The 19,503-nt window shown below is 65.8% G+C and carries 18 protein-coding genes and 2 pseudogenes; 11 read left to right on the plus strand and 9 right to left on the minus strand.

What is annotated here, in order from left to right:
* Positions 1–6 precede the first annotated feature (6 nt).
* Together CN538_RS23985 and CN538_RS02350 are read left to right on the plus strand one after the other, a co-directional pair.
* The gene (locus tag CN538_RS23985; RefSeq protein ID WP_277985080.1) at positions 7–480 is read left to right on the plus strand and encodes an aminotransferase class I/II-fold pyridoxal phosphate-dependent enzyme; all 474 of its coding nucleotides are present in this window, start codon (positions 7–9) and stop codon (positions 478–480) included.
* A gap of 82 nt (positions 481–562) precedes the next feature.
* The gene (locus tag CN538_RS02350) at positions 563–1,630 is read left to right on the plus strand and encodes an aminotransferase class V-fold PLP-dependent enzyme (protein WP_422917538.1); all 1,068 of its coding nucleotides are present in this window, start codon (positions 563–565) and stop codon (positions 1,628–1,630) included.
* A 114-nt stretch (positions 1,631–1,744) separates the two neighbouring features.
* Here the strand turns inward: CN538_RS02350 and CN538_RS02355 are convergent, their stop codons facing one another.
* Both CN538_RS02355 and CN538_RS02360 read right to left on the minus strand, forming a co-directional pair.
* Positions 1,745–2,737, minus strand: a complete 993-nt coding sequence (locus CN538_RS02355; protein WP_106418439.1) for an adenosine deaminase — start codon at positions 2,735–2,737, stop codon at positions 1,745–1,747.
* Positions 2,738–2,862: 125 nt separating this feature from the next.
* Positions 2,863–3,504 (minus strand): LysE family translocator, encoded by a 642-nt coding sequence (locus CN538_RS02360; protein ID WP_106420526.1) that lies wholly within the window; start codon positions 3,502–3,504, stop codon positions 2,863–2,865.
* A gap of 47 nt (positions 3,505–3,551) precedes the next feature.
* On the opposite strand from CN538_RS02360, the gene CN538_RS02365 reads away from it, so the two are divergent.
* Positions 3,552–4,118 (plus strand): DinB family protein, encoded by a 567-nt coding sequence (locus tag CN538_RS02365; protein WP_207233604.1) that lies wholly within the window; start codon positions 3,552–3,554, stop codon positions 4,116–4,118.
* Here the strand turns inward: CN538_RS02365 and CN538_RS02370 are convergent.
* From CN538_RS02370 to CN538_RS02395, 6 genes are all read right to left on the minus strand, one after another.
* The gene (locus tag CN538_RS02370; protein WP_106418441.1) at positions 4,107–4,826 is read right to left on the minus strand and encodes a haloacid dehalogenase type II; all 720 of its coding nucleotides are present in this window, start codon (positions 4,824–4,826) and stop codon (positions 4,107–4,109) included. The genes CN538_RS02365 and CN538_RS02370 overlap by 12 nt on opposite strands.
* A 54-nt stretch (positions 4,827–4,880) precedes the next feature.
* Entirely contained in the window at positions 4,881–6,458 is a 1,578-nt protein-coding gene (locus CN538_RS02375) for a PucR family transcriptional regulator (RefSeq protein ID WP_106418442.1), read from the minus strand.
* Positions 6,458–7,909: an NAD-dependent succinate-semialdehyde dehydrogenase gene (locus CN538_RS02380; protein ID WP_106418443.1), complete on the minus strand. Its 1,452-nt coding sequence runs from the start codon at positions 7,907–7,909 to the stop codon at positions 6,458–6,460. The genes CN538_RS02375 and CN538_RS02380 overlap by 1 nt, the downstream gene beginning before the upstream one ends.
* Positions 7,910–8,115: 206 nt before the next feature.
* Positions 8,116–8,892 (minus strand): DeoR/GlpR family DNA-binding transcription regulator, encoded by a 777-nt coding sequence (locus CN538_RS02385; protein WP_106418444.1) that lies wholly within the window; start codon positions 8,890–8,892, stop codon positions 8,116–8,118.
* A 394-nt stretch (positions 8,893–9,286) separates the two neighbouring features.
* Positions 9,287–9,919 (minus strand): nucleoside/nucleotide kinase family protein, encoded by a 633-nt coding sequence (locus tag CN538_RS02390; RefSeq protein ID WP_106418445.1) that lies wholly within the window; start codon positions 9,917–9,919, stop codon positions 9,287–9,289.
* Positions 9,894–10,961: a LacI family DNA-binding transcriptional regulator gene (locus tag CN538_RS02395; protein ID WP_106418446.1), complete on the minus strand. Its 1,068-nt coding sequence runs from the start codon at positions 10,959–10,961 to the stop codon at positions 9,894–9,896. The genes CN538_RS02390 and CN538_RS02395 overlap by 26 nt, the downstream gene beginning before the upstream one ends.
* 327 nt (positions 10,962–11,288) lie before the next feature.
* Between CN538_RS02395 and CN538_RS02400 the strand changes: the two genes are divergently transcribed.
* From CN538_RS02400 to CN538_RS02420, 7 genes and pseudogenes are all read left to right on the plus strand, one after another.
* Positions 11,289–12,188: a substrate-binding domain-containing protein gene (locus CN538_RS02400; protein ID WP_242495488.1), complete on the plus strand. Its 900-nt coding sequence runs from the start codon at positions 11,289–11,291 to the stop codon at positions 12,186–12,188.
* A gap of 72 nt (positions 12,189–12,260) precedes the next feature.
* Positions 12,261–12,641: pseudogene (locus CN538_RS25895) on the plus strand (ATP-binding cassette domain-containing protein); the annotation flags it as partial.
* 67 nt (positions 12,642–12,708) lie between these two features.
* On the plus strand, positions 12,709–13,257 hold the full coding sequence (locus CN538_RS21715; RefSeq protein WP_242495490.1) for an ATP-binding cassette domain-containing protein: 549 nt from the start codon (positions 12,709–12,711) through the stop codon (positions 13,255–13,257).
* A pseudogene (locus CN538_RS21720) lies at positions 13,230–13,790 on the plus strand (ATP-binding cassette domain-containing protein); the annotation flags it as partial. The gene CN538_RS21715 and the pseudogene CN538_RS21720, both read left to right, overlap by 28 nt.
* Positions 13,783–14,805: an ABC transporter permease gene (locus tag CN538_RS02410; protein ID WP_106418447.1), complete on the plus strand. Its 1,023-nt coding sequence runs from the start codon at positions 13,783–13,785 to the stop codon at positions 14,803–14,805. The pseudogene CN538_RS21720 and the gene CN538_RS02410, both read left to right, overlap by 8 nt.
* Complete coding sequence (locus tag CN538_RS02415) at positions 14,802–15,824, plus strand: ABC transporter permease (RefSeq protein WP_106418448.1); 1,023 nt, start codon at positions 14,802–14,804, stop codon at positions 15,822–15,824. Before CN538_RS02410 ends, CN538_RS02415 begins: the two co-directional genes overlap by 4 nt.
* A 79-nt stretch (positions 15,825–15,903) precedes the next feature.
* The gene (locus CN538_RS02420; protein WP_106418449.1) at positions 15,904–16,758 is read left to right on the plus strand and encodes a sugar phosphate isomerase/epimerase family protein; all 855 of its coding nucleotides are present in this window, start codon (positions 15,904–15,906) and stop codon (positions 16,756–16,758) included.
* A 65-nt stretch (positions 16,759–16,823) separates the two neighbouring features.
* On the opposite strand, the gene CN538_RS02425 is transcribed toward CN538_RS02420, so the two are convergent.
* Positions 16,824–17,786, minus strand: a complete 963-nt coding sequence (locus tag CN538_RS02425; RefSeq protein WP_242495492.1) for a nucleoside-specific channel-forming protein Tsx — start codon at positions 17,784–17,786, stop codon at positions 16,824–16,826.
* Positions 17,787–18,102: 316 nt separating this feature from the next.
* On the opposite strand from CN538_RS02425, the gene CN538_RS02430 reads away from it, so the two are divergent.
* On the plus strand, positions 18,103–19,374 hold the full coding sequence (locus CN538_RS02430) for a NupC/NupG family nucleoside CNT transporter (protein WP_106418450.1): 1,272 nt from the start codon (positions 18,103–18,105) through the stop codon (positions 19,372–19,374).
* Positions 19,375–19,503: the final 129 nt, after the last annotated feature.

Consider the following 19,503-nt stretch of genomic DNA (forward strand, 5'->3'; position numbering starts at 1 on the left):
TGGTGCATGACCGGCTGGCGTGCCGGCTGGGTCGTCTGCCCCAGCGGCATGGAGACCCTCTTCGCCCGGCTGTGTCAGTACAACACCACCGGTGTCGCCCCCTTCGTGCAGCGCGCCTGCCAGGTGGCACTCGACACCGGGGATGACTTCATCGCCCATCAGATCGCCCGCTGCCGGGCATCGCGGGATATCCTGGTCCAGGGGTTGGAAGCGCTGGACAACGTCACCGTATTCACACCCCAGGGCACCTTCTATCTCTTCTTCAAGGTGCACGGGCTGCGGGGCAGTAGCCTCGAGCGCGCGGTGCAGCTGCTGCGGGACACCAAGGTCGGCGTGGCACCCGGCAGCGCCTTCGGCCCGGAGGGAGAGGACTACCTGCGCATCTGCTTCGCCATCGCTCCCGCACTGGCCGAGGAGGCGCTGGCGCGCCTGGTGCCTTATCTGCGCACGCTGCCCGCCGTCGCGGCCGCTGCGCGCTGATTTCCCTTCATTCCACCTCAAGGAGCCCGCCTATGCCGGCACTTCGCCCGGACGTCGACCCCGACGGCCTGCTGGAATACTCGTGGTCTATACCGACCGCTCGCTCAACCACATGTCGCAGAGCTTTCAGCAGGTCATGCGCGAACTCTCACGCCTGTTGAAGCGTACCTACAACGCCCACAGCAGCATCATCGTACCCGGCAGTGGCACCTTCGGCATGGAGGCCGTGGCGCGCCAGTTCGCCACCGACGCCAGTTGCCTGATCGTGCGCAACGGCTGGTTCAGCTACCGTTGGACCCAGATTCTCGACCAGGGCCGCATCGCCGCCGCCACCCAGGTGCTCAAGGCCCAGCGTCAGGGCAGCGACGCCCACTCGCCTTTTGCCCCGGCGCCGATCGACGAGGTGGTCGCCGCCATCCACGCAGAGCGCCCGGCCGTGGTCTTCGCGCCACACGTCGAAACCTCAGCCGGGGTGCTGCTGCCGGATGACTATCTACGCCAGCTGGCCGAAGCGGTGCACGCGGTCGACGGCCTGCTGGTGCTCGACTGCATCGCCTCGGGTACCGTTTGGGTCGACATGCAGTCGACCGGTGTGGACGTGCTGATCAGCGCCCCGCAGAAGGGCTGGAGCGCCTCGCCCTGCTGCGCCATGGTGATGCTCAGCGAACGCGCGCGGGCGCATATCGAGCACACCAGCAGCAGCAGTTTCGCCGCCGATCTCAAGCGCTGGCTGGGGATCATGGAAACCTACGAGAATGGCGGGCACGCCTATCACGCTACACTGCCGACCGACGGCCTGACACGGCTCTACCACACCATCCAGGAGATGGAGCAGGACGGCTTCGACACGCTCGAGCAGGCGCAGTGGGCGCTGGGCCGGCGGGTCCGCGCGCTACTGGCCGAGCGTGGCTATCCCAGCGTCGCCGCGGCAGGGTTCGAAGCGCCAGGCGTGGTGGTCAGCTATACCCGGGAGAGCGATCTGGTCCCGCGCTTCGCCGCCCAGGGCGTTCAGATCGCCGCCGGCGTGCCGCTGATGTGCGATGAGGGTGACGACTTCCAGACCTTCCGTATCGGCCTGTTCGGGCTGGACAAGCTGGAGGATATCGATGGCGCGGTGACCCGCTTCGCGCAGGCGCTGGACGCACTCTGAGCCGACTGGGCCGAGGCAAGCGCCACAACGACAAGGACGCGGTATCGATGACCCGATACCGCGTCCTTTTTTCAGCTGTGCTGACCTGATGAGACTTGTCAGGCCATCACACCATCAGCAGGCGTCTAGCTGCGCCAGCAGTGCCGCCCGCCGCGTTTCCGGCATGAAGGCGACATCGATGGCATTGCCCGCCAGCTGTTTGAAAGTCGCGCGATCCCAGGCGAAAGCCTCGGCGCAGGCGAGATAGTTCTCCAGCACGCCGCCACCGAAATAGGCCGGATCGTCGGAGTTGAGCGTCACCTTCAACCCCTGTTCAAGCATCTGCGGCAAGGGGTGGTCGGTCATCTCCGCCACCACCTTGAGACGCACGTTGGAGAGCGGGCAGACGGTCAGCGGCATCTGCTTCTGGCGCAGCCGCTCGACCAGGGCCGCGTCCTGCAGGCAGGCGACGCCGTGGTCGATGCGGCAGACGTCGAGAACATCCAGTGCTTCGCTGATATAGGCCGCCGGGCCCTCTTCACCGGCATGCGCCACCCGCGGGATACCCAGCGCCTTGGCACGCTCGAACACCGCACTGAACTTGGTCGGCGGATTACCCACCTCGGCGCTGTCCAACCCCACCGCATCGATCGTCTCGTAGTAGGGCGCCGCCTTCTCCAGCACCGCCATCGCCTCGGCGGCATCACGATCACGCAAGAAGCTCATGATCAGCGCGCTGGTCATGCCCCACTCACGCTCAGCCTGACGCCGGGCGCGATTGAGCCCCTCGAACGGCACCGCCAGCTCGACGCCGCGGTTCAGGTGCGCCTGCGGGTCGAAGGAGAGCTCCACGTGCACCACGCCCTCGGCATGGGCTTGTTCCAGGTAGGCCATCGCCAGATCAAAGAAATCCTGCTCGGTGCGCAGAACTCGCATGCCTTGATAGTAGAGATCGAGAAACGACTGCAGATCGCTGAAGTCGTACGCCTCGCGGACTTCGTCCACCGTGGCGTAGGGCAAGCTCACACCGTTGCGCGCCGCCAGCGAGAACATCAACTCTGGCTCCAGCGACCCCTCGATATGTAGATGCAGCTCGACCTTGGGTAGATCACGTAGCCAGGTTTTCACGCGCGTTCCTCACCAGTTGAATGGGTGCGAGCAGGATGCCCAAAAGCCCGGCGAGAGGCAAAGGCTCGACGTGGATCACAGTCTTGCGTCGAACGGATACAGGCCAAGGGCGACAGCGGCCAGGGTCAGCTCGATACCCGCGTCATCAGCACCTTGAGGCCCAGCGCAATCATCGCCGCACCGAGTACGCGGTCGATCCAGTGACTGCCCCGCTGGAAGGCGCGCTGAATGCGCGGCGTCGACAGCAACAGCGCCACCGCCGAGAACCAGCCCAGCTGCAGCAGCATGATCCAGACGCCATAGATGGCGATCTGATGCAGCGGCATCGCCGGCGACAGCACGATGGTGAACAGCGCGACAAAGTAAATCGGCGCCTTGGGGTTGAGCGCATTGCACAGAAAGCCGGCACCGACGACGCGCCAGGCCGAACGCGGGAGGGCAGGTATCGAACCGGTAGCCGCGCCGGCCTCGTTCAGCGCCGGGCGCGAGCGCAGCCCCTTGATGCCCAAATAGAGCAGGTAGGCCCCGCCGAGGAGCTTGATCGCCCACAGCGCCTCGGCCGAGTTGGCGATCACCGCCGCCAGCCCGAAGGCGGAGTAGACGATATGGATCGAGAGGCCGAGCGCAATGCCCAGGCTGCACAACAGCCCCACCCGCCGGCCGCGACTCAGCGTCTGCTGGGTGACGAGCACGAAATCCGGCCCTGGCGAAGCCGCCGCCAGCAGATGAACGAAGGTGATCACCACCAGACCGTGTAGCATTTCCATATCGAACTCCAACGATGACGCCGCGACGAGCGCGAGGAATTTCCGCCATGATCGAACACTTTCGTCACCAAGCCTACTGCAACCTTTGGTCCAATCACCGCCTGCTCACGGCCTGTGCCGAGCTGTCGCCGGAGGCGCTGTACGCCGAACGCAGCGGTTTCTTCCCCTCGATTCATGCCACGCTCAACCATATTCTGATCGTCGACGCCTACTACATCGATGCCCTGGCAGGCGGCACGCTGGGGCAAGGCGCCTTCGACGACGAACTCCCCCACGCCGCGATCGACACTCTGCAACCGGCCCAGGAGAGGCTCGACCGGCGTCTGATCGCCCTGTGCGAGAGCGCCACGCCCGCGTGGCTGACGCGCGAGACCGTCCTGCCACGCGGCACGCACCAGCAGCACGAGCCCACCCATCGCGTGCTGGCGCACCTCTTCGTGCATCAGACCCATCATCGTGGTCAGGTCCACGCCATGCTCTCGTCCACGGAGATCGCACCGCCCCAGCTCGATGAATTCTTTATGCGCGAGGAAGCCCCACTGCGCCAGGCCGAGTTCCGTGCCCTCGGTATCGACGAAACCCAGGTGTGGCGCTCGAACGACTCAGCCCACTAGTTCGCGGTGCGCGTCCGCCAGGGCCGCCATGCTGTCGAAGCGGAAGTCGATCCGCGGCATCCCACCCGGGTCCATGGTCGCGCCGAAGCCCTGCTGATCGTGGCGGCGATAGATCCAGCAGTTGGCCAGCCCATGCTGGTTGGCCGGCTGATGATCGTGGAACAGGCTCTCCGCGGTATGCAGGATGCGCGTCTTGTCGATGCCGCGCTCGCCGAGCTTCTCCAGCAGATAGTCGAAATTGCGCGGCGAGGGCTTGTAGGAGCCGATGTCCTCGGCGGTATAGACCGCATCGAACTCGACCTCCAGCTTGCGCTGGCTGTAGGCGAAGCTTTCGTTGTCGACGTTTGAGAGCACCACCAGCTTGTAGTGCTGCTTGAGATAGCCGAGTGCCGCCGCACTATCGGCAAAGGCCGGCCACTGCTTGACGAAGTCGCCGTAGGCCAGGCACTCATCGTGAGTCACCGTCACACCCCACTCCTCGGCCAGCCGCTTGTAGACCACCGCCAGCAGCCAGCGATACTGCAGGTGCGGGGTATAGCGCTGCTGGCTCGACTCGTGGCGCGCATGCGCCTCGAGCACCTGGTCTCGGCTCAGGCTCAGCCCAGTGCGCTCGAGCAGCGGCTGCAGCCCAGCCACCATACCGCTCTCCCAGTCGATCAGGGTGCCGTAGACATCGAAGGTCAGGGTATCGAAATCGGTCAGTTGCATCGGTCGGCCTCTTGTCAGTCATCGTCATGGGGCTCGCCGGGAGTGGCGAGCCTATCAGTCGTCCTTCAGCGCCCACAGGCGCATCGCCACCTGCAGCTGAAGGCGCACCTCGGTATCGTCCAGATCCATGCCCAGCGCCTCGCGCAGACGCTCCAGGCGATAGCGCAGCGTGCTGATATGGATCTCCAGCGCGCGCGCCGTCTGCGCCAGATGAAAGCCGTGGTCGGCCAACGCCGCGAGGGTGTGACGCAGGCTGGTGCCCCGCTCGGCCGGATCGAGCGCCTCGGTGATCCGCGCTAGAAACAGCCGGCGGGCGTCGTCGTCACCCTCCAGCACCCGGCTGAACAGCATCGATTCGAAATCGCGCAGCTCCCCCGGTCGCAGCGTAGCGGTCAACCGTGCCACATCGTCGGCGCCCTTGGCGGTCTCCGCGGCACCCCGCACCTGCCGGCTGACCGCCATCGCCGACTCGCCGTCGCCCAGCCGCCGCCATAACACCGCAGGCGACACATCGCTACGCAACAGAAACAGCAACTGGTTGAGCGAAACCGAGATCAACGCCGGCTGCTCGATCCCCTGCAGGTAGCGGCTCAGGCGGCGCTCCCAGCGCTCGCGCCGTGAGAGCCCTTCAGGGCTGAGCGGCACCGGCTCGTTGAGCAGAATGGCGCAGACCTGATACGACGCCTGGGGCTCCCAGCCCTGCAGGGTGGCACGCTCCAGCGCCGCTGGCGTAGCCTCGAAGCGCCCCTCCAGCAGCGAGTCGACGAAGGCGTAACCGAGCCGCGACTCCTGGGCCTGGAGCGCGCGCTGGTGCGAGAGATGCAGTGCCGAGATCAGCGCCGCCTGCTCCGCCGCGCGGCGCTCCAGCTCGCTCACCCGGGCGCCGGATTCATCGATCCACAAAAGTGCCGCCCGCGCCTCCTGAATGCGCACCGGGCATGCCAGCCAGCGCTGGCCATCGCGCGCCGGATCGTCCAGCGAGCACGCCTGGCTGCCCGTCACTGCTTCCGCCGCCTGCTGCGCCGCTGACGTCGGCAAGGGCCAGGCATCACGTTGGCTGCTGCCGCCCAGCCACTCGCCCTCGAGTCCGGTGAACAGCACCGCCCGCCCGAGCAGCTCGCTCAGAGCGACGGCGATATCCCCCAGGCTGCCTGCGGTCAATGCCGAACGAGTGAGATCGCGATGAATGCGCTCGGCGCGCGCGATCAGTTGCCCCTGGCGGGCGATCAGCCAGGCGTGCACCTCCTCGGTGATCTGGCTGAAGGGCACATCCCAGGGTATCTCCAGTAGCGGAAAGTCGAGCGCCTCGGCGACCTCCCGGCTGGTGGCCGGAAACGCCGAGAGAAAACGCGGCACGGCCAAGGCCACACCGGCCAGCTCCTTCTCAGCCAGTGCCTCGATCAGCGCGCGCTCCGCCGCCGGCTCATCCGGCCAGTGGTAGCCAGTGGTCAGCAGCAGCTGGCCCGGCTGGACCCACGCGATGATATCCGGGTGGTCGACCATGTGAACCCAGCGCAGCGGCCGCGAGAGCGAACGCTCTCCGGCCACCACGCGGGCGTGGCGCAACTTGGTCTCGCGCAGTGCCGTGGCCAGATCCAGCTCCGCCGGCGGCACCGAGGGCGCCTCGACCATCAGGTATCCAGGCGCGTGGAGACGAACTTGCAGTCGAGATACTCGTCGATGCCGTAGTGGCCGCCCTCGCGCCCGAGACCGCTGTCCTTGACCCCACCGAAGGGTGCATGCGGCACCGACGGTGCGCCGTCGTTGACGCCGACGATGCCGTAGTCGAGCGCCTCGGAGACACGCGCCGCGCGACCGAGGCTGCGCGTCCACAGATAGGCCGCAAGACCGAACGGGGTGTCATTGGCCGCGGCGATCGCCTCCGCCTCGTCGTCGAAGGCGATCAACGGCGCCACCGGGCCGAAGGTCTCCTCCTGCATGATGCGCATCTCCGACGTCACCCCGGTCAGCACCGTCGGCGCGACATAGAGTCCGTCGACGCGCAAAGCCGGCGTCAGCTGCTGCGCGCCCTTGGTCAGGGCATCGTCGATGTGCGCCTGGGCCTTGTCGCGCCCCGCCTGGCTGACCAGCGGCCCGACCTGGGTCGCCTCGTCTTCGGGATCGCCTATCTTGAGCGCCGCGGTTGCCGCGGCCAGACGCTCGGCAAAAGCATCGAAGATACCGCGCTGGACATAGATACGGTTGGTGCAGACACAGGTCTGGCCACCGTTACGGAACTTGCTTGCCATCACTTCGGCCACCGCAGCGTCGATATCGGCATCATCGAAGACCAGGAAGGGGGCGTGTCCGCCCAGCTCCAGTGACATACGCTTCATGGTGGCGGCGGACTGGGCGTAGAGGCGCTTGCCCACCGGGGTGCTGCCGGTGAAGGTGAGCTTGCGAATGCGCGCATCGGCCATCAGCACCTCGCTGATCGCAGCCGGACGCTCGGCGGTGATCACCTGGAACACCTCGGCCGGGCCACCCACCTGACGCCACAGCTCGGCCAGCATCAGCGCGGTGATCGGGGTCTGCTCGGCGGGCTTGACGATCACCGAGCAGCCGGCCGCCAGCCCCGGTGCCACCTTGCGCGTGATCATCGCCGCCGGGAAGTTCCACGGCGTGATCGCGAACACCGGGCCCACCGGCTGGCGCAGCACCGACAGACGCTTCTGCGGTTGCGGGCTGGGCAGGATATCGCCATCGATGCGCTTGGCCTGCTCGGCAAACCACTCGATGAAACCGGCCGCGTAGTCGACCTCGCCGCGGGCTTCGCGAATCGGCTTGCCCATCTCTCGGGCCATGGTCAGCGCCAGTGTCTCCTTGGCCTCGAGCATGGCCGCGTGCCACGCCTTCAGCAGCGCCGCCCGCTCGAATGGCGTGGTCCGGCGCCACTGCTCGAAGCCGCGCTGAGCATTGTCTGCCGCCAACTGCGCGGCCTCGGCGCTACAGTCGGCGACCTCAGCGATGGACTCACCGCTGGCCGGCGAGCGCAGCGTATAGCGCGCCCCCGCCTGGCTGTCATGGCCGGCGATGGCAGCGGGGTAGAAAGGCGCACTGGCGGAGGGAACGGGCAAAGACATGATAGGGCTCCTGCAGCAGACATCAGACGAATATTACGGCGGCACCCCGCTGCATATCCGATCCGAAGACGATAAGAAAAACGGTTACCCGGATGGTAAGTGCCCGAACGGCGGAAATCTTCCTGTGAAAAGCAGGAATATTTCACCATGCTATCGTACCAGTCACAGGAAATCGGAGAATAACCAGAAGCCCGCTCTCGGGCCACTCAGACCACGCTAACCGCTGGCCCATCTGCGGCGGCGACACGCGCCTGCCAGGCACGCCCCGGCTCGCCGCTGGTGATCACCGCATCGAACTCGGCAAGCTCGGCGAAGAACGCCGGGCGCATCACCTCCAGCTTGCTCTCGTCGGCGACCAGGATGCTGCGCTCGGCGTGTTCGATGGCCGCCTGCTTGGGCGCCACCTCATGGAAGTGGAAGCAGCTGGCGCCCTTGTCGATCTGCACCCCGGCGGCCGAGATGAACGCCTTGTTGATGCCCAGGCGCCGGATCGCCGTGGTGACGTCCTGACCGCCGAAGGATTGCGACGCCGGATAGTAGAGCCCACCCAGCACCACCAGGCGCATGTTGGGCATATCGCGCTGGCTGAAGGCATTGGCCACATTGAGCGCATAGGTGACCACGGTCACGTTCAACTGGCGCGGCAGCTGTGCGCACAGCGGCGCCAGCGTGGTACCGCAGTCGATGAACAGCGTATCGCCCTCCTCGACGCGTGCGGCGGCCTCCCGGCACAACCGCTCCTTGGCCGCGGCGAAGCGATCCTTCTGGGTATCGAGATGGTAAGCGGCGGCGAACTGCGGATTGTCGGCCATCATCAGATGGCCGCCGAACGAGGCGATGGTGCCACTGCTGGCGGCGATATCACGCCGGATGGTCATCTCCGAGACCCCGCACAGCGCCGCCGCCTCGGCGAGCGGTAAGGTGCCGGCACGCTTGAGCGCCTCGCTCAGCCGCTCGAGACGCTGCGCACTGCGTCCGTTCATGGGCTCGTGCTCCTTCGCCGCATCGCCATCGTCGCCTCTCCTCACTCTCTGCCTATGACTCTGTCGCCCAAGCACGCTCACGCAAGCGCTATTCGCCACGCCCTATCGGCCAGGCCCGATGACCCAAGCACAGTCGCCCGCGGCCCCAGGCCCTCTGAACGCCTGCTCCCACGCGGCTCGCGAGCCGCGTTCACTCTATGTGGCTGTCAGCACAAAAACAATCCGTGACTACGGAAACACGAAGATGTGAAAAAAAGAACATTCCAGCACGCAGTCTTCTGCCGCGGGGCCTGCCTCGACGCGCCGGCCACGCTAGCCGCGAGGCGCCGGCGATGCGACTAACGTTGCCGACGGCGCGCCACTCGCATGCCCTGCCGCATCGCGGCGCCGGTCATCAGCCGTTGTCTAGATAGAGATCCGCGCAGCTCCCGTGCTGCAGGACCAGGCGCATGTTGGGCAGGTCGTTGCCCTCCAGCTTGGTCTCACGCTGAGCCGCGGATAGATGCGCCCAGCGTCGGGCCAGACGCTGCTCCAGCGTGCGTTCAGGCACCTGGATGAAGACACGCAAATCGAACCTCTCGGCCAATCGCTCCCAGCGTGGGTCATCGAGCAGCAGGTAGTTGCCCTCGACGATGATCAACCGCGCCTCGGGGCCGATCAGCCGCGCCGCCGCCCGAGCAATCTCGATCGCGCGATCGAACACCGGCACCGCAACGACGCTACCGTCATCGGCAGCGATCCGTTGGAGCGTAACCGCCAGCCCCTCGACGTCGAAGGTATGCGGTGCCCCCTTGCGGGCGAGGTCACCACGCTGCGTCAGCAGGGTGTCGTCGTAGTGGAAGCCATCCATCGGCAGAATCTCGGCGCGGCCGGGGGCGAACACCGCCAGCGCCTCCACCAGGCGCGCCGCGAGATAGCTCTTGCCCGCGCCGGGCGGCCCCGCCAGCGCCACGATCCGGCGTTCCGGGCCTGCCATCAGGGGAGTGAGGCGAGCCAGTAGATCATCGAGGGTGATGGGGGTCGGCATCCGCTATCGTCTCCTGTGTCAGCAGTGACTCCGAGGGGTCGCCAATCACCAGACGCGGCGGAATGATCGCCACCTCGCCGGTACGCTCGTCGGCGCGATCGAACCACTCGAAGCAGGTCGCAATCATCTTCTCCATGTCCTGACGCAACATGATGGTATCGAGGGGCAAACAGGCGGCGAAGGGGTCCCAGTCGAAACACGCCAGACGGACATGCCGTACCCGTTCTGGATGGGCGTGCCAGAACATGGCGAAGCCCTCGAAGGCGGTGATCGAGTTCACCAGCAGGGCAGCAGGCGGCCGATCCGTGTCGGCAAAGAGCGCCTCGAGCGCGCTCTTTGCCGCCAGCGGACTGTAGCCGCAGCGCAGGATGTCGCTTGGCTCGACCTGGCGGGAACGCGCCTGGCACGCTGCCATGAAGCCCGCGACGCGCTGATCCGTCGCGTACTCAGACTCCCGGCCACCAAGAAAGATCACCCGCTCGTGGGCGGCAGTGCCATCCAGCAGCCACTGCGCCAGGCTGTTGGCACCGCCGACATTGTCGGTCACCACGGAGAAGGTATTGGCGCCCGGCAGGTCGACGTTGACACAGCGCACACCTCGGGCGAGACACAGCTGGTTGAGCGGCTCCGGATCACGCACGCCCGCTATCACCATCAGCTCCACCTGCTGCGCCACCAGTGTCTCGACGACCTGCGTCTCGATCTCCTGGTCACGCTGGGTGCTGACCACGATCGGCACCAGCGAACGACGCCGCGCTTCGCTCTCGAAGCTCTCGATCAGGCCGGCAAAGAAGCGGTTGCGGTGATGGGGCACGATCATGCCGGCGAGCGACGACCGCTGCATGCGCAACCCCCTGGCGCGCTGGTTGGGCTGATAGTCCATCTGTCTGGCTACCGCCAGCACGTGCTCGGCCGTCGCCTCCTTGATGCGGTGCTGTCGCCAACTGCCGTTCAGCACGAAGCTGACCGTCGAGATCGAGGTCCCCGCCGCCTGGGCCAGGTCTCGAATCGTAATGCCCCCTTTCCGGGTCGCCTTGGTCATAGCGGTCTCCAACGCCGGGGCGCCAGCCGGTGATATGTGACTAAAGACGATGCCACGATCGCATTGACGCCACAAGCTAAAAGGTTTTTGCTAATAACCGCAGCGGGTGACACGACCGCCTGACGGCCCAACCAGCAGCGACGTCGCAGGCACGGCCACCTGGCTATCACCCAACGACACCGCGCAAGGCAACGCCCACAACAACAGCAATGGGAGACTGCACATGACTCGCATCAAACGCCCGCGCCGCTGGCTACCTCTCGCCGCCACCGCCCTGTGCCTGGCGCTGACGACAGGACCCGCGCTCGCCAAGGACTCACCATCGGCGTGGTTGCCAAGATCGGCGGAATCCCTTGGTTCAATGCCATGGAGGCCGGTATCGAGGAGCGCGCCAAGGCGCTGGACGTGAACGCCTTCATGGTAGGTCCGACCAGTGCCGACCCCGCCCTGCAGGTGCGCGCCATCGAAGACCTGATCGCCCAGGGCGTAGATGTGATCGGTGTGGTACCCAACGATGCCCAGGTGCTCGAGCCGGTACTGGCTCGTGCCCGGGAACAGGGCATCATCGTGCTGACCCATGAATCCCCCGATCAGAAGAACGTCGACTGGGACTTCGAGCTCGCCTCGGTCAAAGGTTTCGGCGCTGCGTATGGCAAGCGGCTAGGCGAATTGATGGACGGCAGCGGCAAATACGCGGTGTTCGTCGGCGGGCTCAGCGTGCCCCTGCACAATGCCTGGGCCGATGCTGCCATCGCCTATATCAAGGCGCACTACCCCGACATGCAGCTGTCCGGTGATCGCTACGGCGTGGCGGAGGATGTCGACGCTTCCCGGCGCACCGCCCTCGACCTGATGCGTGCTCATGATGACCTCGGCGGCATTCTGGCCTTCGGCAGCCAGGGCCCGATCGGCGCAGCCCGGGCCGTGAAAGAGCGCCGCCGCAGCGGCGAAGTCGTGGTGCTCGGCCCCTTCTCCCCTGGCCAAGGTCGCCGCCTGGTGCATGACGGCGTACTCAGCGGCGGCTTCATGTGGAATCCGAAACAAGCCGGCGAAGTCTTCGTCACCCTTGGCACCCTGTTGGCCGAAGGCAAGCAGTTGCAAGACGGGATGCAGATCGAGGGCCTCGGCGTGATCCATCCCGACGTCAAACATCGCGACATCATTGTCGACCAGTTGGTCGAGATCAACGACAAGACCGTCGACGAGCTGGCCGCGCTCGGCCTCTGACGCCACGCGTCGGCGCCCCATCAGCGGGGTACCGGCGCCCCCGTCTCCCCCAGAATCACGCCAGAGGTGGCCATGCGCACCCCGACTCACTCACAGCCCGACGACATCGATCCAGGCCCCTGGCTACTACGCCTCGAGCACGTCTCCAAGCGCTTTGGCGGGGTCCAGGCCCTGGACGACATCACCTTCAACGTACGTCCCGGCGAGGTGCTGTGCCTGGCCGGCGAAAATGGCTGCGGCAAGTCCACACTGATCAAGACGATCAGTGGCGTTCACGCCCCCGAGCCCGGCGCTCTCATGCAGTGGGACGGCGAGGACATGCTCGGCATCGACCCGGCCCGCGCCCGGGAGCTGGGCATTCAGGTCATCTGGCAGGACCTGGCCCTGTTCCCCGAGATGAGCGTGGCCGAAAACATCGCCTTCGAGCGCAATCTCGGCCGCCGGCCGCGGCTGGTCAAGACCACGGCGATGCGCGCGCAGGCCGCTGAGATTCTCGACAGTCTGGGCGTGAACATCGACCATGGACGCTCGGGTGGCCTCGCTGTCGATCGCCAACCGGCAGTTGGTGGCCATCGCCCGGGCGCTGGTCGCCAACGCCCGGCTGGTGTTCATGGACGAGCCCACCGCCTCGCTGTCGCGGCACGAGACCGAGGCACTGATCGACATCGTGCGGCGACTCTCGGCACAGGGCATCGCGGTGGTATTCGTCAGTCACCGCCTGGCCGAGGTGCTGGATATCTGCTCCCGGGTCACGGTGCTGCGCGACGGCCGCTACGTTGGCACTTACGCCACCGACGGCATGACCCAGTCACGCCTGACCGAGTTGATGACCGGCCGTCAATTCGACTACCAGACCCGGCCCGCGCCGACAGCCAGCGGCGAGCCCCGGCTAACGGTCAGAGGGCTGACCCGCCAGGGCGAGTATCAGGATATCGATCTCGACATTCGCCCCGGCGAGATCGTCGGCCTGACCGGGCGCCTGGGCGCGGGCGCACCGAACTGGCGCTATCGCTGTTCGGCATGCGCAGGCCCGAACGCGGACAGATCCTGCTCGACGGGCGACCGCTGAGGATGGCCTCCAATCGCGATGCCATCCGGGCCGGCATCGCCTATGTCTCCGAGGATCGGCTCTCCCTCGGCCTGGTGCAGCAGCAAGCCATCGCCGACAACATCGCCATCACCGTGCTCGGCCGCCTGCTGAACCGGGCCGGACTGCTCTCGCCGCGCCGGCAAACCGGCCTGGTGGCGGACTGGGTTCGACGCCTCGAGGTCAAGATCGGCACGCCCCAGGACCCGGTCTCCAGCCTCTCCGGCGGCAACCAGCAGCGCATCGTGCTCGCCAAGTGGCTAGCCACCGAGCCGCGCCTGTTGATTCTCGATAGCCCCACCGTGGGGGTGGACGTCGGCGCGCGTGCCGGCATCTTCGAGATCGTCGGCGAGCTTGCCGCCCAGGGCATGGCGATCCTGCTGATCTCGGACGAAACCCCGGAGGTCTATTTCAACACCGACCGCGTGCTGCACATGCGCGACGGTCGTCTGGTCGAGTCGTTCATTCCCGCCAACACCGAGCTCGAGCAGATCGAGGAGGCTGTCCATGCGTAAATTCCTGCCCCGCCTGGGCAGCACGGAGCTGTGGCTGATCGCCGTGATCGCGGTGATCTGCGGCGGGCTCGCGCTGACCACCGACACCTTCCTGACGCTGGTCAACCTGCTCGACCTGCTCAACTACTCGGCGGTCAACGTGATTTTCGCCGCCGGCCTGCTGGTGGTGCTGGTCGCAGGCGGTATCGACATCTCCTTCGCCGTGGCTGCCTCGGTGGTGCAGTATCTGGTCGCCACCACGCTGCTGAGTCTCGGCGGTGGCGGCTGGGCGCTCGGCTTCGCCCTGTCGATCGGCTTCGGTGCCCTGCTGGGCGCCTTCAACGCCGCCCTCATCTATCACTTCCGCATCATCTCGATCGTGGTGACCATCGCCACCTTCAACTTGTTCTTCGGCTTGCTGATGTTCTTCACCGATGGGGTGTCGATCTACAACCTGCCTGATTGGCTGGTGGAGCGTGTAGTGCTGTTCGAGCACGAAACCGCCAATGGCTGGGCCGAACTGACGCTGCCGGTGGCGATCATGGCCGTGGTGGTGCTGGCGACCTGGCTGCTGCTGCGCCGCCTGACCTTGGGTCGTCAGCTATTCGCCATGGGCGACAATCCAGAAGCCGCCCGCCGCCTGGGTATCAGTATCGGCAAGATGCACTACCTGGCTTACGGTTGGCTCGGGGCGTGCGCCGGCATCGCTGGGCTGATGCAGATGCACTACGCCCAGGAAGTCGTGCCCAATGCGCTGTACGGGCGCGAGCTGGAGGTCCTCGCCGCGGTGGTGTTGGGCGGTGCGCGCCTGGGCGGCGGGCGCGGCACGCTGCTGGGGGCGGTACTGGGCCTGGCGCTGATCGCCATTACTCAGAACGGACTCAACCTCCTGGGCATCTCACCCTACGCCTTCCGCATGATCGTCGGCGCCATCATTCTGATCGCCATCTGCATGTCGGGAGAAACCCTCGACGTCCTGCGCGCCCGTCTTGCCCGCCGGCGTACCATCACGCGTCAGCAGGAGGCACTGTCATGAGTCAGACCGTGATCTCGCGTCTTCTGAACCACACGGCTCGCGGCCCGCGCCCCACGACCGCGGGCGGTGAGCTGGCCGGCATGGGGGTCGTGCTAGGGGTTCTGGTGGTGATCTTCAGCCTGCTCTCGGATCGCTTCCTGACCGGCGCCACCTTCTCCTCGATCGCCTTTCAGCTCCCCGAACTGGGCCTGCTGGCGCTGGCCATGCTGATCCCGTTGCTATCCGGCGGACTCAATCTGGCGATCACCTTCTCGGCAAACATCTCGGCCCTGGTGATGGCCTGGGTGATCGGCTGGCTGGGTGGTACCGAGGCCGGCATGGGCGGGATCCTGCTGGGCATACTGGCAGCGCTGCTCAGCGGCGCTCTGATCGGCTGGGCGCTGGGGGCGATCGTCGCCTATACCGGCGCGCACCCGATCCTTGCCTCGCTGGCGATGATGATCTTCCTGCGCGGGCTGGGCGAGTTCCTCACCCGTGGCGGCAGCATATCGGGCTTCCCCGAGGCGCTGGTGGGCCTCGGTCAGGGCACCTGGCTCGGCATCCCCTTGCCGCTTTGGGTGTTCGCCGCCTGCGCCGCTCTTTGGGCGCTGATCCTCAATCGTACCCGCCTGGGTTTCTCGATATACATGCTGGGCTCGAATACCGAAGCCACGCGCTACTCCGGCATCAGCACGCGACGCGCCCTGACCCTGGTCTATGTGCTCTCCGGCGTCATGTGCGCCGTCGCCGGGATCATCATGGCCAGCCGCTTCAACTCGGTGCGCGTCGGCCACGGCGAAGCCTACCTGCTGATCACTGTGCTGGCCTGTTTCCTCGGCCGAGTCGACCCCTTCGGCGGCTTCGGCCGTGTGGCCCCGGTGGTGATGGCGCTGATCATCCTGCAAGTGATCAGCTCCGGCCTCAACCTGCTCGGGACCAATCAGCACCTCGCCACGGCCCTGTGGGGCGGGATTCTCATCGCCGTGATGGTGGTGCGCTACCTGTGGGGTCGGCTCCGTGATCGTCGCCGACATCGCTGACGCTGCGCAGCGCCGTCACGGCTGGGTGTGATTCACGACATCGATCTATCCAAGACATCAACGACAGAAGGATGAACCTATGAGTGTCACTGGCTTTGGTGTGCACACCGCCATGTGGGCCATGGAGTGGAACCGGGAGGCCGCCGAATTCGCGATCCCGGAAGCGGTCAAGCACGATATCGATTTCCTCGAGATCACCATGCTCGACCCCGAGGGGGTGGACACTGCGCATACTCGTCGTCTACTGGAGCAATCCGAGGTGGCGTGCGTCTGCTCGCTCGGGCTACCGCTGGACAAGCTACCTACCAACAACCCCGAGGGGGCCCTGGATTTTCTCACTATGGCCATCGACAAGTCGGCCGAGATCGGCGCCAAGGCCATGAGCGGGGTCATCTACGGGGGTATCGGTCAGCGCACCGGCCAGCGCCCCACCGAGAAGGAGTTCGATGACACCGCACGCGTGGTGGCACGTGCCGCCGCCTACGCCCGCTCGAAGGGCATGCTGTATGGGCTGGAAGCGGTCAATCGCTACGAGAATCACCTGATCAACACCGCCGACCAGGCGGTCAGGCTGTGCGAGAAGGTCGGCGCCGAGAACGTCTTCGTGCACCTCGACACCTACCACATGAACATCGAGGAAAAAGGTATCGCCCAGGGCATTCTTCGCGCCCGCGAGCACCTCAAGTACATCCACCTCTCCGCCTCGGATCGTGGCACTCCCGGCCGCGACACCATCGCCTGGGACGAGGTCTTCGCCGCCCTCGCCGCCATCGACTTCAAGGGTGGCATGGCCATGGAGAGCTTCATCACCGTGCCACCGCAAGTGGCCAGCGCGCTCTCGGTCTGGCGCGATGTCGCTCCCTCCCGCGAGGAGGTGCTGACCGATGGGCTCGGCTATCTGCGGATGAAGGCCAGTCAGTACGGCCTGATCTAAGCGCCCAGACGCATCGGGGAGCCCGCAGGCTCCCCGATGACGCGACGGCTCGACAGGCAGGCCGATCAGAACTGCCAGCCGACGCCCAGATAGTACCCCCAGCCGGTAGAGCGCAGCTCGAAGCTTTCCCCACTGGCATTGGGGAAGGGCGCGGTGACGCCGTCGTTCCACTGCCCGCCGTTATGGAAGTAGCGCGCCACCGCCATGAAGCGCAGGTGAGTGAACTGGTACAGCAGCACGTTGGTGGCCACCGTCGACTCGTTGGTACGTACCGAGTTGCCATCACCCAGGTCCGAGCCGAAGTCGTGGTTGGTGAAGCCGACATAGACCAGCGAGGCGCCGTTGTCGAAAGTGCCCAGCGGATAGGAGTAGTTGAGCTGGGCGCGATAGCCGTCCCAGGAGTTCTCGTTGGCGGCGCCGTAGTTCTCCCACTGGCGACGCTTGTAGAAGTTGAACGAGAGCCCCAGCGGCGAGCCGGTGTCAATATCGGTCCCCAGCCCCGCATAGAGCGTGTTCTGGCGATTGTCGCTGTTGTGACCCCAGTCGAAGATGTAGTCGAAGGTGACGAACCACTCCTTGAACGGCCCGAAACTGAGATCCTGCCCGGTCATGTCGTCGATCGACAGTCGCGGCTCCAGCTCCATGAAGACCGGCGAGCCCTTGTCGAAGATGCCGCGGTCGGGGCGATTGCCGATGCCGAAGAATTTGGGAAAGTCGATATAGCCGTAGAGATCCAGGGGCCCCTTACGGCCGAAGAATTCGTACTCGAGATAGATATCGTCGATCTGCTGCGGGCCGAAGCGAATGTTCTTGCTGCCGATGACGGTCAGGTTCTGGTGGTACCAGTCGGAGAGATAAGGGCCGTCCGCGGTCTCATCCACCGCCTGCGGTCCCTCGGCAGGTGTTTCCTGCTCGATCACCGGCGCACTGCCCTGCTCGCTCGCGTCGTCGGCCGCCCATGCCGGCGTGACCGCCAGCCCCCACAGCGCCAGCAGGACGCTGGCCTTGCTCATGCCGTTCCCGTTCATGTCCTCTCCCATGCCTCGTTGTTGTCTGTTGTCATGGCGTCATTGTTATCGCGCCAGGATTGTTGTCGCGGCGTCACTGCCGGTGCGCCTTAGCGCCAGGTTCATCTCCGCCCTGCCAGCGCCGCGCCAGGGTGCCCTGCTCGGCGCGCAGCCCTGCCGCCGCGGAGCGGCCAGACAGACAAGGAGCGATGATGTCACTCACTCTATGGCGTTGTCAGAATAAAAACAATAAGTGACTAGACAAACATAAAAATGTTAAAAAGCGCACACAGAACCGCAATTCCTCCTCTCCGAGACCAACACCAAGGACAACAACATGACACTCATCATGGGTCTGGTCGGCGTCGTCGTTCTGCTGCTGATCGCGCTCGCCTTCTCGAGCGACCGCAAGGCGATCCGGCTGCGCACCGTGGCCGGCGCCTTTCTGATTCAGGCCGGTATCGGCGCCTTCGTGCTCTACGTGCCGGTGGGCAAGAGCGTGCTCGGTGCCATCTCCGGGGCGGTCAGTCAGGTCATCAGCTACGCCAACGACGGCATCGGCTTTCTCTTCGGCAATCTCGCCGACCCCAGCAACATCGGCTTCGTCTTCGCCATCAAGGTGCTGCCGATCATCATCTTCTTCTCCTCGCTGACCGCGGTGCTCTATTACCTGGGCATCATGCAGTGGGTGGTGCGCATCCTCGGCGGCGCGCTGCAGAAGGTGCTCGGCACCTCGCGCACCGAGTCACTCTCGGCCACCGCCAACGTCTTCGTCGGCCAGACCGAAGCGCCGCTGGTGGTGCGGCCGTTCCTCGCCAACATGACCAAGTCCGAGCTGTTCGCGGTGATGTGCGGCGGGCTCGCCTCGGTGGCCGGCTCGGTGCTGGCCGGGTATGCCGAGCTCGGCATCCCGATGGAGTACCTGATCGCGGCGTCGTTCATGGCCGCCCCCGGCGGGCTGCTGTTCGCCAAGATCCTGATGCCCGAAACCGAGACTCCGGACGACCACACCGGCAAGGCCAAGGAGGTGCTCGAGGCCGAGGACAAACCGGCCAACGTACTCGACGCCGCGGCCACCGGGGCTTCTTCGGGGCTGATGCTGGCCGCTAACGTGGGCGCCATGCTGCTCGCCTTCATCGGCCTGATCGCGCTGATCGACGGCATTCTCGGCGGTGTCGGTGGCTGGTTCGGCGTCGATTCGCTGAGCCTCTCGATGATCCTCGGTTGGCTCTTCTCGCCGCTCGCTTTCCTGCTCGGCATCCCCTGGCACGAAGCCACCCTGGCCGGCTCCTTCATCGGTCAGAAGCTGGTGGTCAATGAGTTCGTCGCCTATATCAACCTGGCGCCCTACATCAGCGGCGACACCCTGGTGGCGGAGACAGGCAAGGCGATGTCGGCACACACCGCGGCGATCCTGTCGTTCGCCCTGTGCGGCTTCGCCAACCTCTCCTCGATCGCGATCCTGCTCGGCGGCCTCGGCACGCTGGCACCCAACCGCCGCCACGAGATCGCCCGCTACGGGCTAAAGGCGGTGCTCGCCGGCACCCTCTCCAACCTGATGTCGGCGACCCTGGCAGGCATCTTCCTGGCCCTGGCCGGTACTGCCTGAGCCCGCGGGCCCGACACGAACCGGGGCGGCAGGGACAGACGCCGCCCCACTCGCCCGGGCCGCCCTCTTTTCCTCTCTGCGCGTAGCTCTGTCTGAAAAACCGGCGAGCGATGGCAGGACCGGGGCGCG

Origin of the sequence: Salinicola tamaricis, from assembly GCF_003006155.1 — a bacterium.
Taxonomy (GTDB): Bacteria; Pseudomonadota; Gammaproteobacteria; order Pseudomonadales; family Halomonadaceae; genus Salinicola; species Salinicola tamaricis.

Bases quoted from the DNA above. Each gene is read 5' to 3' on its own strand.
- CN538_RS02370 (WP_106418441.1), bottom strand. From the start codon at position 4,826: ATGCAACTGACCGATTTCGATACCCTGACCTTCGATGTCTACGGCACC.
- CN538_RS21715 (WP_242495490.1), top strand. From the start codon at position 12,709: ATGGACGCTCGGGTGGCCTCGCTGTCGATCGCCAACCGGCAGTTGGTG.
- CN538_RS02385 (WP_106418444.1), bottom strand. From the start codon at position 8,892: ATGAACGGACGCAGTGCGCAGCGTCTCGAGCGGCTGAGCGAGGCGCTC.
- CN538_RS02390 (WP_106418445.1), bottom strand. From the start codon at position 9,919: ATGCCGACCCCCATCACCCTCGATGATCTACTGGCTCGCCTCACTCCC.
- CN538_RS02410 (WP_106418447.1), top strand. From the start codon at position 13,783: ATGCGTAAATTCCTGCCCCGCCTGGGCAGCACGGAGCTGTGGCTGATC.
- CN538_RS02420 (WP_106418449.1), top strand. From the start codon at position 15,904: ATGAGTGTCACTGGCTTTGGTGTGCACACCGCCATGTGGGCCATGGAG.
- CN538_RS02430 (WP_106418450.1), top strand. From the start codon at position 18,103: ATGACACTCATCATGGGTCTGGTCGGCGTCGTCGTTCTGCTGCTGATC.
- CN538_RS02360 (WP_106420526.1), bottom strand. From the start codon at position 3,504: ATGGAAATGCTACACGGTCTGGTGGTGATCACCTTCGTTCATCTGCTG.
- CN538_RS02380 (WP_106418443.1), bottom strand. From the start codon at position 7,909: ATGTCTTTGCCCGTTCCCTCCGCCAGTGCGCCTTTCTACCCCGCTGCC.
- CN538_RS23985 (WP_277985080.1), top strand. From the start codon at position 7: ATGACCGGCTGGCGTGCCGGCTGGGTCGTCTGCCCCAGCGGCATGGAG.
- CN538_RS02425 (WP_242495492.1), bottom strand. From the start codon at position 17,786: ATGAACGGGAACGGCATGAGCAAGGCCAGCGTCCTGCTGGCGCTGTGG.
- CN538_RS02375 (WP_106418442.1), bottom strand. From the start codon at position 6,458: ATGGTCGAGGCGCCCTCGGTGCCGCCGGCGGAGCTGGATCTGGCCACG.
- CN538_RS02415 (WP_106418448.1), top strand. From the start codon at position 14,802: ATGAGTCAGACCGTGATCTCGCGTCTTCTGAACCACACGGCTCGCGGC.
- CN538_RS02365 (WP_207233604.1), top strand. From the start codon at position 3,552: ATGATCGAACACTTTCGTCACCAAGCCTACTGCAACCTTTGGTCCAAT.
- CN538_RS02395 (WP_106418446.1), bottom strand. From the start codon at position 10,961: ATGACCAAGGCGACCCGGAAAGGGGGCATTACGATTCGAGACCTGGCC.